Origin of the sequence: Vibrio sp. EA2, from assembly GCF_033042495.1 — a bacterium.
Taxonomy (GTDB): Bacteria; Pseudomonadota; Gammaproteobacteria; order Enterobacterales; family Vibrionaceae; genus Vibrio.
On sequence record NZ_JAWLID010000004.1, the window covers coordinates 1 to 14812 of the forward strand.

Genomic DNA, 14812 nt, shown 5'->3' on the forward strand with positions numbered 1-14812 from the left:
GCCTTGGTGAGCCCTTACCTCACCAACTAGCTAATCCCACCTAGGCATATCCTGACGCGAGAGGCCCGAAGGTCCCCCTCTTTGGCCCGTAGGCATCATGCGGTATTAGCCATCGTTTCCAATGGTTATCCCCCACATCAGGGCAATTTCCTAGGCATTACTCACCCGTCCGCCGCTCGACGCCGTTATCGTTCCCCGAAGGTTCAGATAACTCGTTTCCGCTCGACTTGCATGTGTTAGGCCTGCCGCCAGCGTTCAATCTGAGCCATGATCAAACTCTTCAATTTAAAGTTTTGATTCCCTAAATAAATAGGGGAGACTCAATGAATACTGATTTGTAGTTCCTAGGACCTAGGACCCTAGGGTCTAGATTCTATTCACTACTGAATTGACTGTGCCAAATAACCGAAGTTATTTGTATTGGTCACTCAGTTCATTGAAATCTAATTTGATACCGAGGTATCTAATTTGGATTATCATCAACGAGTGCCCACACAGATTGATAGGTCTATATTGTTAAAGAGCTTGCTTTATGAGAAGTTTTTCTCTCAAAGAGGAGGCGTATTCTAATGAACTAATTCTTGGTGTCAAACACTTTTTAAATTAATTTTTAGAAGCTTTTTATTCGCCTCGTTGCCAACTGCATTTGCGTTTCCGCATTGCCCTGACAACGGAGGCGCATTATAGGGAGATGATTTTTCTTGGCAACCCTTTTTAAAGAAAAAAAATCAAAAAAAAGCGCCGAGTGATGAAATCTCACTCAAGCGCTCATTTTTAGCACTCAATTGTTAATGCCAGGTAGCTAACAGGCTATCAATATGTGTCCAGCCACGCCTCTGCAAAACTTGTAATATCAAGTGATAGTGATTTACTCACCTCGATGTCTTCAATCGCTTCTAATTCTTTATTTACACTGCTGATGGTGAGTGTGTTGTTGTCTAACTCGAATACTTGTCTTTGCGTGGTGTAGTAGAACTTGAGAATGGTCAGCGCTTTCAAATCATCCGTACTTGCAGCAGCTTTGATATTTTTTAGCTTACGGTAAATCTTGTTGTGTATTTGCTTAAGCTTCCAAACGTACAGTACTTCTCGCATGTAAGGGTGAGTTTTAAATTGGTTTAGCAAAGAGAGGGACGTCGCGAGAGACAGAAGTACACCAATCAAATTCCAATGAAAGTTACCTGTAGATTGTTCCGGTTGAATATTGGTATTACCAAAAAGGCTGATTAGTAGCGTGCTGAACGCCAGTGATGACACAGCAAGTATGGCAACAAAGCCGCCAATCACCAAGTTTACTTTCTTTTTATAGACTTCTTTGTTTATTTTTTTAATTTCCATATACCACTCCTCATGGGTTATCCCTATTGTAGCGACGAGAATTAGCACCACAATCGAAGCTTTGTAAGTAAGTTCATAATTCTCGCATCAAAGCGTCGTCTGGGTATATACTCCGCGCATTCACTCTTCCTATATTTAGAGGCTAAATTCATGCGCTCTTTTGTTTTACGAGCTCGTGCTGCACCGACCACCAGCAAAGCACTACTCGAAGGTGTCGGTCAGGAAGCACACACTGAAATCCTTGCTCACACTATGATGAACACGATGTTTGTTGCGCAGTCACATCGTGAAGACGTAGTTGTGTACTTGGTCCTTGAGAGCACCAAAGATTACTCTCGCACAATTACGATTCGATCGAATGATATTACTAATATTGGTGGATTCCACGAGTCGACTTTGATTGCAGCCGTGGCGCGCGCTTTGGATGCATCTGTAGGTATGGGTAAAGAACAGCTGCGTGACGTTGAACCAGGCATTACGGTTCGTACCGTTAGTTTCGAGCGTTTAGTTCAGGAATTGGCCGAAGACCATCAGCTATATATGTTGGACAAGAAAGGCGAATTCGTTCGCGATGCAGAACTAGGCTCAAACCCTTGCTTCTTGTTGACTGACCACATTCCAATGCCGAAGAAATCATTCAACAGTTTGAAACGCCTGGGCACGGAAAAGATAAGCCTTGGCCCTAAAATGTTGTTTGCTTCTCAGTGTGTAGTACTGATCCACAATGAATTGGACATTCGCGAATTCTAGATCTTCACTGACTAATAAGTTTCGCTGACGGATAGTTAAATAATGAAAGAGGACTCAATCGAGTCCTCTTTTTGTTTCTAGGTTGCAGACGGTGGGCTTATTTGCCGCCGATGCTCAAACGTGCAAAGCGCACATCTGGTGCAAAGAAAGTTCGGCTATCATTCTGCAGTTGCGTATCTCCGACTGCTTCCACTTCTTGTAGCATCTTATAGAAATTACCCGCCACTGTAATACCGCGAACAGGTTGAACGCGTTGACCATCTCGACATAAGAAGCCGCTTGCACCAAACGAAAAATCACCACTAACGGCATCAGCGCCAGAATGAACGCCTTGTAGCTCCACAAGCTCAAGGTACTCACCCGCTTTCACTTCCGAAACGCTACTGTCGCCCGTAGTAATAACTTTGTGGTTAGCCGCAACATCTAAGCTCGACTTTGCACCACGAGCAGCACTTGCGGTTGATACAGTACCTAAATAGCTTGCTGTGTGGCTGTTGTGCAATAAGGTATTAAGCTGACCATTTGCAATCAACACGTTGTCCTGAGTTGCAAAGCCTTCACTATCGAAACCACAAATCGCCATACCATTAGCCATGTATGCGGTGTCAGTAAAGGTAATCAATTCACTTGCAACGCTTTGACCGAGCTTGCTACCCAATGGTGTTATGCCTTTCACTGCACTTACACCAGAAAAAGCACTGCCGAACGCACCGAATAAACTGCTGAGTGCATCGATATGGAAGATCGCTGGATAGTTACCAGTCTTAACCGGGCCACCATCAAGCAAGTCGCGAGCTAGGTTGTATCCCTCTTCAATACAGTAAGCCGAGCTCAATTCATCGAAACGACGCCCGACTGACATCTTACCCGCCATTGACTGCTTACCGTCTTTCTCAAAAAGCGTGTAAGCGTAACAGTTAAAAGATCGTTCAAAGTGCTTACACAGAGTACCTTGCGTATTAGCAATGATCAGCTGAGTTTCACCATCGCTATAGCCATTGTAAGGAGAGCTTGAAGCATGAGGCAGGCTGACCACACCTTGTTCCAGTGCCAAAGAAAGCTCGATTTTGTCATCAACTGACGTGGTATCTTGTTGTGCAATTTCTGCAACATCGGTGGTGATCTGGCTATTTATGCAACTGATCGTTTGATGTTCGTCTTGTTTAGAGAAACGCGCACTCTGCAATGCGTTCGTCAGCATCAAGTCCAGGCTTGGTTGCTCTAAAGACTCAGAGTAGCTTGTTGCAACACTGGCATCTTTCACCACACGGACGCCTAACACCTGACTTGAGCTTACCTTGTACTCATCTAACTGCCCTTGGTTCGCTTTCAGAGAGAAGCTGCTGTTGCGGTTAACAATCACATCCGCTTCTGCGCCTTGGCGTTTAGCTTCTGACAGAACGTAGTCAACGGCGTTAAGAAGTTGTTGTTCTTGGCTCATTAGTTACCACCTCCTACCAGAATATTGTCTACTTTCAGCGAAGGCTGACCGACGGTTGTTGGTACCGCACCACTTACTGACCCACACATTCCCGGAGCAAGCGCCATGTCCTTGCCCACCATGCTGATTTCTTTCAGAACTTTAGGGCCTGTGCTGATAAGCGTTGCCGCTTTAAGTGGTTTGGTGATTTTACCGTTTTCAATCAGATAAGCTTCACGTACTGCGAAGTTGAACTCACCAGTGCCCGGTTGAACAGATCCACCACCCATTTTCTTAGCGTAAATACCGCGTTCAACCCCCGCCAGCATGTCGTCCAGAGAATGCTCACCTTCTTCAATAAAAGTGTTACGCATACGCGAAGTCGGAGCGAACTTGTAGTTTTGGCGACGTCCAGAACCCGTTGGCTCATAACCGGTTTTCATTCCGCCCATTTTGTCGACCATAAAGCTGGTCAATTGGCCGTCTTTGATAAGTTGAGTACGCTGAGTAGGCAACCCTTCATCATCAACATGAATTGAGCCCCACTCATTAGTCATGGTGCCATCATCAACCGCGCTCACAGCAGTATGGGCAATCATTTCGCCCATCTTGTCATGGAATACGGATGCTTTCTTCGCAACCGATGTCGTCTCTAGCAAGTGACCACATGCTTCGTGGAAAATAACCCCACCAAAACCATTGCCGATCACCACTGGCATTTCGCCTGATGGGCATGCATCCGCGCCAAGCTTAACCAAAGCCTGTTGTGCGATCGTTTGGCCTAGCTCTTTAGCGTCCAGTTGTTCACTGAATTCCCAGCCCGCCAGAGCACCAGGACCTTCCATTCCGGAAGATTGTTCATTGCCTTTTTGCGCAACGGTGTTACCTGCGACTCGAATATAGTGACGCGTATCGTCAACATGTAGACCTTCTGAGTTGAAGATCGTTACCTGCTGCTCGCGCTGTAACACGCTACCGATAAACTGACTAATGTATTCACTTTCAGCTCGAGCTGCTTGGTCAACTTGCAAAAGGAATGCGATTTTAGAATCCAGGTTTGCGTCTTGGCTCAGTGGCAAACGACAACCGTGCTGTACTGGGTAGCGATTTAAATTAAGCGAACCCGCTGATGCGATTTGTTCACGTTTATCTTTCGCGGCCAGCAACGAAGTTACGCGTTTAAGTTCCGCTTCGTCTGTGTTGTTGGTGTAACCATAAAGGACTTTATGGCCAAAAAAGAGGCGAATACCGATACCAAAATCGATACCTGAATTGACCTTATCCACCTCACCAGACGCTATCTGGACGGTGTTAGTTTGATGATGTTCAACGAATAGCTCAGCGAAATCAGCCCCTAAAAAAAGAGCATGATCGATCACTGACTTCGCTGTTACAGAATTAAGCATGAAGTCTCCTTGCTCGATGATCGTCTTAGCCTTCCTCATTAACCTGGTCTAAGAATAATCCTGGCTCAGGTTAAATAACTTACTGTTAATTCAGTAAAGTTAAATTGGCAACGTGACAAATTTTAACAGTTTATTAACCTTTTTTTGTGCTAATCCTTGCTAAGTGAGACCACGATTGTTTATTTAATATTCCAGCTTTTGCACATTAGCCAGAGAGTTACACTGGTAAATTACGTGCTATAAAACAGACTCATCTTACTCTATCACTCACGACACATAATTGAACACTCAAAAAAGTATCCCTTGAGTAAGTGTCCTGCTATCATCCTAGTGAAATAGTCGGGGGGCCACGCAATATGCGTCGGCTGAGATCGAAATTCGAGACCCGTTGAACCTGATTCAGTTAGCACTGACGTAGGGAACTATGAGCACTTTGCCTTTCGCCTAACTTCCTCTGGCGAGCAATAGCGGGTCCGATAGCCGCTCTGCACACAAGGGTCAAAGTCAGTTCCTATACGTCTTGTAATAGGAGCGACCATGACACGGCAATCACAGCCTTATTCCAACAAGACGCCATCTTCAACCACGCCAATCGTTTTAACGATCGCGGGCTCAGACAGCGGTGGCGGCGCCGGTATTCAGGCAGACATTAAAGCTATGTCCGCAACAGGCAGTTTTGCATGCTCCGTGATTACCGCCATTACCTCACAAAATACTCAAGGCGTTTCCGCCATTTTTCCTATTCCCCTTGAACACGTAGAAAGCCAACTCGATGCGGTATTTACCGACCTCAATATCGTCGCGGTTAAAGTCGGTATGCTCGCGGATTCCAACATCATCAAGGTGGTGGCGAGCAAGATTAGGCAGTACCAACCCAAACATCTTGTGATTGATCCAGTCATGGTCGCTACCAGCGGTGATTTACTCCTGGAGCACTCCGCGATTAGCACATTAAAAGAAGAACTCATCCCTCTCGCGGACATTATCACCCCTAATCTTCCTGAAGGCGCAGCGTTAACCGGAAAAGCTGCACCGCAATCCGAAGCAGAAATGAATGAGATGATTGCGGATCTCCGTGCACTCGGCGCAAAAGCGGTCTTGTTGAAAGGCGGTCACCTAGAGAAAGATGAAAACAGTAACGACTTGCTGATCACGCAAGACGCTTCTGAACTTATAAGCGCGAAGCGCTTCCCAACTAAAAATACACACGGTACGGGGTGTACTCTTTCTTCTGCGATAGCCTCTTATCTTGGGCAAGGCCATAAACTGAGCAAAGCCGTGCACCTGGCTAAGCAGTATATCTCTCAAGCTATCGCCCATGCCGATGAGCTGGAAGTCGGTAAAGGTCACGGCCCGGTTCACCACTTCTTTGCAGGCCACACGTATGTGCGCTAAAGCGATTGGTATTCAGTTTAGTGATGCCTGTTTGCAATACAACGACAGCCAGGCACCAACGCTAGCAGGGGTGAACATGACCATTCCTGCAGGTAAGTGGACGGTTCTACTGGGACGAAGCGGCTGCGGTAAAACCACCATTTTGCGCTACCTCGCCGGTTTACTTGATGAACAGGTGAAATGGCAAGGTGAACTGACGACCACTGACGGAATAGCCTTACATGAGCGTATCGCTTACATGGCTCAACAGGATTTGTTACTGCCGTGGCTCAACGTGCTGGATAACGTTTGTTTGAGTTCCCGCTTTTCTCACGCTAACTCAAATTCAACCGATGAGAAGCAGCGAGCGATTCAATTGCTCGAACAAGTTGGATTAGCTGACTACGCCTACGCTAAGCCAGCGCAACTTTCCGGAGGTATGCGCCAACGTGTTGCTCTTGCTCGTACACTGATGCAGGACAAACCTGTGGTCTTGATGGACGAGCCTTTCTCTGCACTCGATGCCGTTACTCGTCATAAGCTGCAAACCTTATCGGCCACGCTGCTCAAAGGCAAAACGGTGGTGCTGATTACTCACGATCCGCAAGAAGTCGTTCGTCTTGCCAACCAGTTGTATGTACTGCAAGGCACACCCGCGAAGGCTAAGTATCTTCAGGTGCCCCAATCACAGCCCCCTCGTATTCTAGATGGCGAATGCGCAGCTTTACAACAAGCGATCTTGGATCAGCTGGAGAAAGATTATGAGTGATATGACTCAATACAACTCCGTCTCAGAACGTATCAGCAAGAAAGAGCGAGTGACCCATCCAGCTCTGCGCTTGGTGATCAGCACTGCGGTCATTTTAGGCCTGTGGCAACTGATTGTCGTGGCGTTCAATATGCCCAGCTTCATTTTGCCTGCGCCTGTTGATGTGCTGAATAGATTGATCTCCCGCTATGACGTGTTGCTCGCACACACCTGGGTCACCGCACAGGAAATCCTGCTTGGTCTTGGACTCGGCTTGTCGATGGGTTTGCTGTTTGCGCTGCAAATGTTGCTGTTCGAACCACTAAAACGCTGGCTGCTACCGATTCTGATTGCTAGCCAAGCGATTCCGGTATTTGCCATTGCACCTGTTCTGATGCTTTGGCTTGGCTACGGCATCGCATCAAAAGTCGTGATGGCAGCGATCATCATCTTTTTCCCTGTTACGACGTGTTGTTACGACGGTTTACGCAATACCCCAACCGGATACCTGGATTTGGCGAAAACGATGGGCGCTTCTAAATGGCAACTGCTGCGTCACATTCAATTGCCCGCGGCACTGCCAACATTGGCTTCAGGCATTCGTGTCGCGGTGGTTATCGCCCCTATCGGCGCAGTTGTCGGTGAATGGGTCGGTTCAAGTGAAGGCTTGGGATATCTGATGCTGCAAGCCAACGCACGCATGATCATCGACGAGATGTTTGCAGCACTGTTTATCCTCGCCGTGCTGTCCATCGCACTGTACTTCATTACTGACAAGTTACTAAAAATAGCCATCCCCTGGGAAAGCAAATAGACAAAACAAATAGATCACCAAAAGGAAGATTCCCCATGACTAAAAACAAACTAATGAGCACAGCGGCAATGCTAACTGCGATGCTCTCAACGAATGCACTAGCAGCTGAAAAAGAAATGACGTTGATGTTGGATTGGTTCGTGAACCCGAACCACGGCCCTATCGTTATTGCGCAAGAGCGTGGTTACTTTAAAGAGCAAGGCTTGCAAGTAAACATTCAAGAACCTGCCGACCCAAGCACACCACCTAAACTGGTCGCCGCTGGCAAAGTGGATATGGCAATTTCATACCAGCCTAGCCTGACGATTGATGTTGCAGCAGGTCTGCCACTTATCCGCTCAGCAACGCTTATCGCGACCCCACTGAATACCATGATGGTGCTGGACAACGGTAAAAACGACAGCCTTGCCGATCTAAAAGGTAAGAAGATCGGTATTGCTATCGCTGGTAATGAAGAAGCGACTATTGGCACAATGTTGGCGCAAGAAAATGTGAAGTTTTCTGACGTACAAATCATCAACGTTGGCTGGGCGCTTTCTTCATCTTTGGCATCAGGCAAAGTGGATGCGATTTGGGGTGGACTACGTAACTTCGAAACTAACCAGCTTGCGTTAGAAGGCTACCAAGCCAAAGCCTTCTTCCCGGAAGAACACGGCGTACCAGCATATGACGAACTTGTGTTTGTCGCGAATGCAAATACCTACGACAAAGAGGCCATCAAGGCCTTCAACAAAGCGCTTGAGCAAGCCACTACTTACATCGTGAACCATCCAAAAGCATCTTGGAAAGAGTTTGTTGCTTACTCACCAGACACGCTGAACAACGAACTGAACCAACGCGCCTGGAATGACACTTTGACTCGTTTCGCGCTTCGCCCATCCGCAGTTGATCTAAAACGCTACGACGATTACGCCGAGTTCATGTACTCACAAAAAATCATCGAAACGCTACCAAAAGCGAAAGATTACGTGCCTAGCTTTGACTAATTCTGAGGTTATCCCATTATGAAATACCAAGATTTGATCGACGCTTGCCGTCAAGACTGGCAGGAATACACCGAGCACCTATTCGTTCAGCAATTAGCGCAAGGTACGCTTGCTCAACCTTGTTTTCTGCATTATTTGAAACAGGACTTTTTATTTCTCAAGCAATACGCGCGCGCTTACGCATTAGCGATTTATAAAGCACGTACTTTGTATGACATGCGCCGCGCACTACCGAGTGTTCATGCGTTGTTGGATTCAGAAATCGCTCATCATGTGACTTACTGTGGTCAATGGGGTTTAACTGAATCCGATCTGGAAAACGAACCGGAAGATTCCGGCACCGTTGCCTACACACGCTATGTGTTAGATGCGGGTATGACGGGTGATTTGGTTGACCTGTATGCGGCATTAGCGCCTTGCTCTATCGGCTACGCGGTTATTGGCAAAATGTTGATGGAAGATGAAAACACCATCATTGAAGGTAACCCGTACGCTAGCTGGATCACCCTCTATGGCGGTGAAGAGTTCCAGTCAGGTGTTGCGGAGGGCGCAGCGCACTTTAACGAGCTATTGGCTGAAATCGATATCAACAGCCAGCGCGGCCAGAACCTGATTCAGGTATTCAAAACGGCAACGCGTATGGAAGTCGCTTTCTGGCAACAAGGCTTAAATGCTCAGCAAGATTAATTGGAGGCGCCCATGTTAATTGAAAATATCACTCAAGCATTAGCTGCGGTACGTCAACAAAAGCCGTTGGTTGTGAACATCACTAACTACGTTGTAATGAACAACACGGCAAACGCTCTGCTGGCAATTGGCGCCTCTCCAATCATGGCGCACTCCAAACAAGAGATGGCAGAAATGATGTCATTTGCTGGCGCGCTGGTGATCAACATTGGCACGCTCGACAGCGAGTGGACACCTCGTATGATCTTTGCGGTAGAGCAAGCCAATGCCAATGGTAAAGTTGTCGTCCTCGATCCTGTAGGCTGCGGCGCAAGCACACTGCGAACAGAAACATCTCGTCAGATAGCGCGTCTTGCAGACAAACTTATCATTCGTGGTAACGCGTCAGAAATCATTGCCCTAGCTGGCGAGCAGGCTCAGAGCAAAGGTGTCGATTCTCTGGATAGCAGCGACGCTGCTTTAGGCGCGGCACAGTTCCTCGTTGCAGAGTATGGCGCAAACGTGGTGATTTCTGGCGAGACGGATTACATCGTGACGAAATCGCAGACCGTAACACTCGGCAATGGCCATGAGATGATGCCATACGTAACGGGAATGGGTTGTACGCTTTCCGCACTCACTGGTGCGTTTGCCGCTGTAGGCGATGAAACCGGTTTGGCCGCCGCTGCCGTACTTGGTGTGGCGGGTGAAATCGCCGCCGAACAAGCGCGCGGTCCGGGCAGCTTACAATTAACCTTGCTTGACGAGTTGTATCAGCTTGATGAACAAACACTGGCAAAACGACTCAAGCTTACCGTCATTAAAGACTAATAACAGAGCAACTTAACATCGATGCCTCCGGCTCGTAACGAAGAGTTGGAGGCACAAAGGAAACAAAATGAACGCCTATCGTTTGTATTTGGTCACCGATGACCAACAAGATCTTGCCACGCTCAAGCATGTGGTCAGTAAAGCAGTGGAAGGTGGCGTGACCATGGTGCAAGTTCGTGAGAAACATGGTGACGTACGTGCTTTCATCGAACGGGCTCAAGCGGTAAAAGATATTCTCAAAAATACTAACGTACCTTTGATAATCAATGACCGAGTTGATGTTGCACTTGCAGTCGATGCTGACGGCGTGCACCTCGGTCAATCGGACATGCCTGCTCATACCGCACGCGAACTGATTGGTCCAGATAAGATTCTTGGTTTATCCATCGAAGATGAGCAGCAGCTCGCAGAAGTCGACACGCTACCGATAGATTACATAGGCTTAAGTGCTATCTATGCGACACCGACCAAAACCAATACCCAGAAACACTGGGGCATAGATGGTTTGAAAATGGCACTCAATACCACAACTCTGCCGATCGTCGCGATTGGTGGCATTAACGAATCCACTATCCCAGCACTAAGCGCAACTGGTGTACACGGTTTGGCTCTGGTATCGGCTATCTGTCATGCCGACGACCCTAAACTGGCTTGCGAGTACTTACTTAGCCTTATGGATTAATTTACCGTCAATCGATACTCTAAGAGCCTGGCAGTTAGCGTCGCGCTCATACAAACGAACTTTAGAGAAAAAGAAGCCAGCAAAATTTGCTGGCTTCTTACTTTCAAGCGCTGCTTTTTCTAGCCATTTTTAGGTGGTTCAAACGCGGTCAGTTCTAACTCGGGGCCGACGTATTTTTCGATACGGACCAGTGCCGAGTTTGCCGCGCAACCATTGCCGAGTCTGGAGGTCGGAATATCCAACGTAAGCACATTACAGCCGCCGTTTTTACACATTCCAGTATTCGGATCTAAATCAGGCCAGCCTCCTTCGTGAATACATACCGAACCTTGCTTAATACGATCCGTCACTTCTGCGCCGACTAATACCTGGCCTCGGCCATTAAAGGCTCTAACCAGATCGCCGGTTTTTATCCCGCGCAGCTTGGCATCATCTGGGTGAATCCAAATTGGTTCACGATTTGCGATGGCGTATTCTTCGCGGATTTGCGCATAGTTAAACTGGCTATGAAGACGGTGTGCAGCGTGCGCTGTCATTAACTGCAACTCGTCTTCGTGCGCATTACCGGTATATTCTGTTGGTTCGAACCAAGCAGGATGCGGCAAACAATCGTCTAGCTGATAACCTTCGATGGTTTTCGAGTAGATTTCAATTTTGCCACTCGGCGTACCTAATGGATTCAACACAGGATCTTCACGAAAATCCGCATAACGGACAAACTGAGCGTTTTTCTCGTTCCACTTCATCTCGATCAGTTGGTTATCTTCCCAGAATTTACTGAAGTTCGGCATCGCCACACGAGAACCACGACCACCTTGTTGCGCTACTTTGTAGAATCCGTACAGCCACTCCATCTCCGTTTTGCCTTCGGTGTAAACATCTCGGCCTCCCGGAGCGAGCATTTCAGCCAAATCCGCAAATACGTCGAAGTCGTTGCGTGCTTCACCTTGTGGCTCCACCACCTGTTTCATCGGAACCAAGTGCTGGTTACTGTAGTCACCCGTCATCGTCATATCATTACGTTCGAACGACGTAGTAATTGGCAGCACGATATCCGCGTGTTTCGCAGCAGCCGTCCAGTAAGGTTCAGAAATCACGATCAGCTCCGGTTTTTGCCACGCTCTGATCAGGCGGTTGGTATCTTGGTGGTGAGTAAAGTTTGCACCACCAGCCCACCAAATCATTTTGATATCAGGAAACGTCAGTTCATGACCATTATGCTGATATGATTTTCCTGGGTTTTCTAGCGCTTCAACAATTCGTGCCACCGGGAAACTTTGCACTGCTCCTGATACCGCCCAATCATTACCAGCGGAGGAACCACCGCCCAGTGACGCAGAAATAGCCGGAAGTACACCGGCATCACGGGCAGGGTTACCACCATTTGAATAGTGGTACGAGAGCCCGAAACCACCACCTGGAAGACCGATCTGTCCCAACATGGATGCTAATGTTGCCAGCATCCAGTGGCGTTGCTCACCATATTGTTGACGCTGCATGCCCCAACCGGACATTAGCATAGTGCGGTTTTTACTGAAAATATCAGCCAGCAACTCTAACTGTTTCACAGGGACGCCACAGATGTTTGACGCCCACTCGGCAGACTTCTCAACTCCGTCTTCTTCGCCGAATAAGTAAGCTTCAAACAAATCATAGCCCGTGGTGTATTTCTCCAAAAATGCTTTATCGTGTTTACCCTGTTTGACCAATGTATGTGCGATACCCAACATCATCGCCACGTCAGTCATTGGATGCGGTGCTATCCATTCCGCATTATCACCAAAGAACTCAATGGTTTCAGAACGAATTGGGTCAATCGCAATCACCGTTTTGCCCGATTTTTTCAATTGATGGAAGAACTCAAGGCCAGCACAGTCAGTCGAAGTCCAGGCAATTTTTAACGTATTGATTGGGTTCAATCCCCACAGCACCACCACATCACTATGTTCAAGAATGACAGGGTAAGTAGTCTGTTGCTCATACACTTCAATAGAGCCCATAACGTGCGGCATGATGATCTGTGCAGCACCCGTTGAGTAATCTCCCAGGTGACCAGAGTAACCACCCGCCATACTCATGTAGCGCTGCAGCAAAGTTTGCGCTTTGTGTAACACGCCACTCGAACGCCAACCATAAGAGCCAGCAAAAACCGAAGCAGGTCCATAGGTTTTGCGAATACGAGCGTGTTGCTCGTGGATCAGCTTGTAAGCCTCATCCCAGGACACGCGTTCAAATTCATCGCTGCCTCGAATTCCTTGCGGGGAAGATGGGTTTGCCAGGTACCCTTTGCGCACCATTGGATATTTTACCCGGGCCTTGGTATGAACTTGGTCTGGCCCGGTGCTTTGCAAGCTATTTGGTACCGTTTGAGGCAGTGCATTCGTCGTTGAAATCAACTTACCATCTTGTACTTCACACAGCATTGGTCCCATACGGCCAGCCGTTAGGATGCCTTTGCCTCGCGCATCCGAGGAAGCGACTGACAACGGTGAAAATGAAGTGAATGCCATCGCACCGGCCGCCATACCAGTGCCCATTAGAAATCCGCGGCGGGTCATGTTAGTCATAATCTTATCCTTATATTTATGTTTAGTGACCAACCACATCTTTTGCGTGGTGCTGGAAGAACTTGGTTAGAATTTCTAGGTTCTCGGCAGTAATATCCGTGCGATCCCCCATACTCTTCGCGACGGGTCCCCAAGCATTCACTGTGAAGTGATTTGAAGGAATCTTCGCATGACAAGTGGCGCAATAAACATTGTCCAACTCTTCTGCGTATGACCATACCGGATCAAGTGTATCCACGACCGGAGAATCGATCGTGCCGGTTAAAGAAACGGAGCGCCACTCGTTGCCGTATACATCAGCAACAAACTCGCCCCCCTCAAGTGCTTGCTCACCTTGCTCTGTCAGTGTGGCTACAATCGCACGTTGACCTTCACCCATGTAAAGCACCTGCTCAGCACCTTTCATTTGGTAAGCATCGAGTTTAACGGTGCGAGCATCACCTTCTGTGCTCACAACTTCCAATTTCGTTGTTGGGTTAATGGTACCCAACTCACCAATATCGATGGCTGTGACCGGGTAAACCACTTCCGCTCCCGGAGACGTTTGAGTGGTAAAGCTCATCAGTGTTTCAAACGCTTTGCTATCGAGTTCAGTCTCTGGCGCGAAGTGAGCCACACCTTTGTGACAATCAATACAAGTTTGATTGTTTGCTATTCCGTACTCGTGCATTTTCACGGCGTCACGTGATTGCTCAAACGATTCCATCGCATCATAGTCGTGACACGAACGGCAGGTTGCAGAATCATTTTCGCGGAACTGCTCCCAGACCATTTCAGCCATTTCTTTACGGTGTGCTTCGTATTTTTCAGGCGTCTCGATCTTACCGGTTATAAACTCGTGATAGATATCCTTCGACGCACGAATTTTTGTGATCACATAATCCATAGGTTCATGAGGGATGTGACAGTCAGCACATTCTGCACGAATGCCCTTTGCATTACTGAAGTGGACAGAGCCTTGATACTCTTTAAGAGGCTTTTCCATGGTATGACATGAGACACAAAACTCCGTAGATGAGGTATAGTGCATCACCGCAGCCGTTCCGCCTAAGGTTAGCCAACCAACCCCTATACCCACCACTAACAGTAAAATAATAGTTCGTTTTTTCATTGTAATAACTCGCAACACTTGCTCACAAATTGTAATTATAGGTTGCAAATTAATACTTTGTGGGTAGGCAACACATGATCCACGTCATACGCAACTGAATTTTTCTTCTTAAGAATTAA

12 protein-coding genes, 1 rRNA gene, 1 pseudogene and 1 riboswitch are annotated in these 14812 nt (G+C 47.6%); of the genes and pseudogenes, 8 read left to right on the top strand and 6 right to left on the bottom strand.

The features are described from left to right. Together RXX31_RS10940 and RXX31_RS10945 are read right to left on the bottom strand one after the other, a co-directional pair. Positions 1-287: ribosomal RNA gene (locus tag RXX31_RS10940) — 16S ribosomal RNA — on the bottom strand; the annotation flags it as partial. A 526-nt stretch (positions 288-813) separates the two neighbouring features. Next, a complete protein-coding gene (locus RXX31_RS10945) occupies positions 814-1338 on the bottom strand; it encodes a DUF3087 domain-containing protein (RefSeq protein ID WP_317589346.1) in 525 nt (174 codons plus the stop codon). Positions 1339-1488: 150 nt separating this feature from the next. On the opposite strand from RXX31_RS10945, the gene trmY reads away from it, so the two are divergent. After that, complete coding sequence (gene trmY / locus RXX31_RS10950) at positions 1489-2088, top strand: tRNA (pseudouridine(54)-N(1))-methyltransferase TrmY (RefSeq protein ID WP_317589347.1); 600 nt, start codon at positions 1489-1491, stop codon at positions 2086-2088. Between the two features lie 97 nt (positions 2089-2185). Here the strand turns inward: trmY and RXX31_RS10955 are convergent, their stop codons facing one another. After that, positions 2186-3529: a TldD/PmbA family protein gene (locus RXX31_RS10955; protein ID WP_317589348.1), complete on the bottom strand. Its 1344-nt coding sequence runs from the start codon at positions 3527-3529 to the stop codon at positions 2186-2188. After that, positions 3529-4914, bottom strand: a complete 1386-nt coding sequence (locus RXX31_RS10960; RefSeq protein WP_317589350.1) for a TldD/PmbA family protein — start codon at positions 4912-4914, stop codon at positions 3529-3531. Before RXX31_RS10960 ends, RXX31_RS10955 begins: the two co-directional genes overlap by 1 nt. A 330-nt stretch (positions 4915-5244) precedes the next feature. Then, a riboswitch (TPP riboswitch) is annotated at positions 5245-5352 on the top strand. Between the two features lie 99 nt (positions 5353-5451). On the opposite strand from RXX31_RS10960, the gene thiD reads away from it, so the two are divergent. From thiD to thiE, 7 genes and pseudogenes are all read left to right on the top strand, one after another. After that, positions 5452-6309 (top strand): bifunctional hydroxymethylpyrimidine kinase/phosphomethylpyrimidine kinase, encoded by an 858-nt coding sequence (gene thiD / locus RXX31_RS10965; protein WP_317589351.1) that lies wholly within the window; start codon positions 5452-5454, stop codon positions 6307-6309. Then, entirely contained in the window at positions 6299-7057 is a 759-nt protein-coding gene (locus tag RXX31_RS10970) for an ABC transporter ATP-binding protein (RefSeq protein ID WP_317589353.1), read from the top strand. The genes thiD and RXX31_RS10970 overlap by 11 nt, the downstream gene beginning before the upstream one ends. A gap of 58 nt (positions 7058-7115) precedes the next feature. Further along, positions 7116-7850, top strand: a pseudogene (locus RXX31_RS10975) (ABC transporter permease); the annotation flags it as partial. Positions 7851-7885: 35 nt separating this feature from the next. Beyond that, positions 7886-8836: an ABC transporter substrate-binding protein gene (locus RXX31_RS10980; RefSeq protein ID WP_317589355.1), complete on the top strand. Its 951-nt coding sequence runs from the start codon at positions 7886-7888 to the stop codon at positions 8834-8836. 18 nt (positions 8837-8854) lie between these two features. After that, positions 8855-9523 carry a thiaminase II gene (tenA, locus tag RXX31_RS10985; protein ID WP_317589357.1) on the top strand — a complete coding sequence of 223 codons (669 nt, stop codon included), beginning with the start codon at positions 8855-8857 and terminating at the stop codon, positions 9521-9523. Positions 9524-9535: 12 nt separating this feature from the next. Continuing rightward, positions 9536-10333, top strand: coding sequence for a hydroxyethylthiazole kinase (gene thiM / locus RXX31_RS10990; RefSeq protein WP_317589358.1), 798 nt, complete (start codon positions 9536-9538; stop codon positions 10331-10333). A 67-nt stretch (positions 10334-10400) separates the two neighbouring features. Then, positions 10401-11015: a thiamine phosphate synthase gene (gene thiE, locus RXX31_RS10995; protein ID WP_317589360.1), complete on the top strand. Its 615-nt coding sequence runs from the start codon at positions 10401-10403 to the stop codon at positions 11013-11015. A 119-nt stretch (positions 11016-11134) separates the two neighbouring features. On the opposite strand, the gene RXX31_RS11000 is transcribed toward thiE, so the two are convergent. Both RXX31_RS11000 and RXX31_RS11005 read right to left on the bottom strand, forming a co-directional pair. Further along, positions 11135-13582, bottom strand: a complete 2448-nt coding sequence (locus RXX31_RS11000) for a molybdopterin guanine dinucleotide-containing S/N-oxide reductase (RefSeq protein ID WP_317589362.1) — start codon at positions 13580-13582, stop codon at positions 11135-11137. 22 nt (positions 13583-13604) lie between these two features. Then, positions 13605-14699: a NapC/NirT family cytochrome c gene (locus RXX31_RS11005; RefSeq protein WP_317589816.1), complete on the bottom strand. Its 1095-nt coding sequence runs from the start codon at positions 14697-14699 to the stop codon at positions 13605-13607. Positions 14700-14812: the final 113 nt, after the last annotated feature.

What these genes read in the sequence shown, in the direction of transcription:
- RXX31_RS10945 (WP_317589346.1), bottom strand. Translation starts at nt 1,338, where the DNA reads ATGGAAATTAAAAAAATAAACAAAGAAGTCTATAAAAAGAAAGTAAAC.
- trmY (WP_317589347.1), top strand. Translation starts at nt 1,489, where the DNA reads ATGCGCTCTTTTGTTTTACGAGCTCGTGCTGCACCGACCACCAGCAAA.
- thiE (WP_317589360.1), top strand. Translation starts at nt 10,401, where the DNA reads ATGAACGCCTATCGTTTGTATTTGGTCACCGATGACCAACAAGATCTT.
- RXX31_RS11000 (WP_317589362.1), bottom strand. Translation starts at nt 13,582, where the DNA reads ATGACTAACATGACCCGCCGCGGATTTCTAATGGGCACTGGTATGGCG.
- RXX31_RS10955 (WP_317589348.1), bottom strand. Translation starts at nt 3,529, where the DNA reads ATGAGCCAAGAACAACAACTTCTTAACGCCGTTGACTACGTTCTGTCA.
- RXX31_RS10980 (WP_317589355.1), top strand. Translation starts at nt 7,886, where the DNA reads ATGACTAAAAACAAACTAATGAGCACAGCGGCAATGCTAACTGCGATG.
- RXX31_RS10970 (WP_317589353.1), top strand. Translation starts at nt 6,299, where the DNA reads ATGTGCGCTAAAGCGATTGGTATTCAGTTTAGTGATGCCTGTTTGCAA.
- RXX31_RS10960 (WP_317589350.1), bottom strand. Translation starts at nt 4,914, where the DNA reads ATGCTTAATTCTGTAACAGCGAAGTCAGTGATCGATCATGCTCTTTTT.
- tenA (WP_317589357.1), top strand. Translation starts at nt 8,855, where the DNA reads ATGAAATACCAAGATTTGATCGACGCTTGCCGTCAAGACTGGCAGGAA.
- thiD (WP_317589351.1), top strand. Translation starts at nt 5,452, where the DNA reads ATGACACGGCAATCACAGCCTTATTCCAACAAGACGCCATCTTCAACC.
- thiM (WP_317589358.1), top strand. Translation starts at nt 9,536, where the DNA reads ATGTTAATTGAAAATATCACTCAAGCATTAGCTGCGGTACGTCAACAA.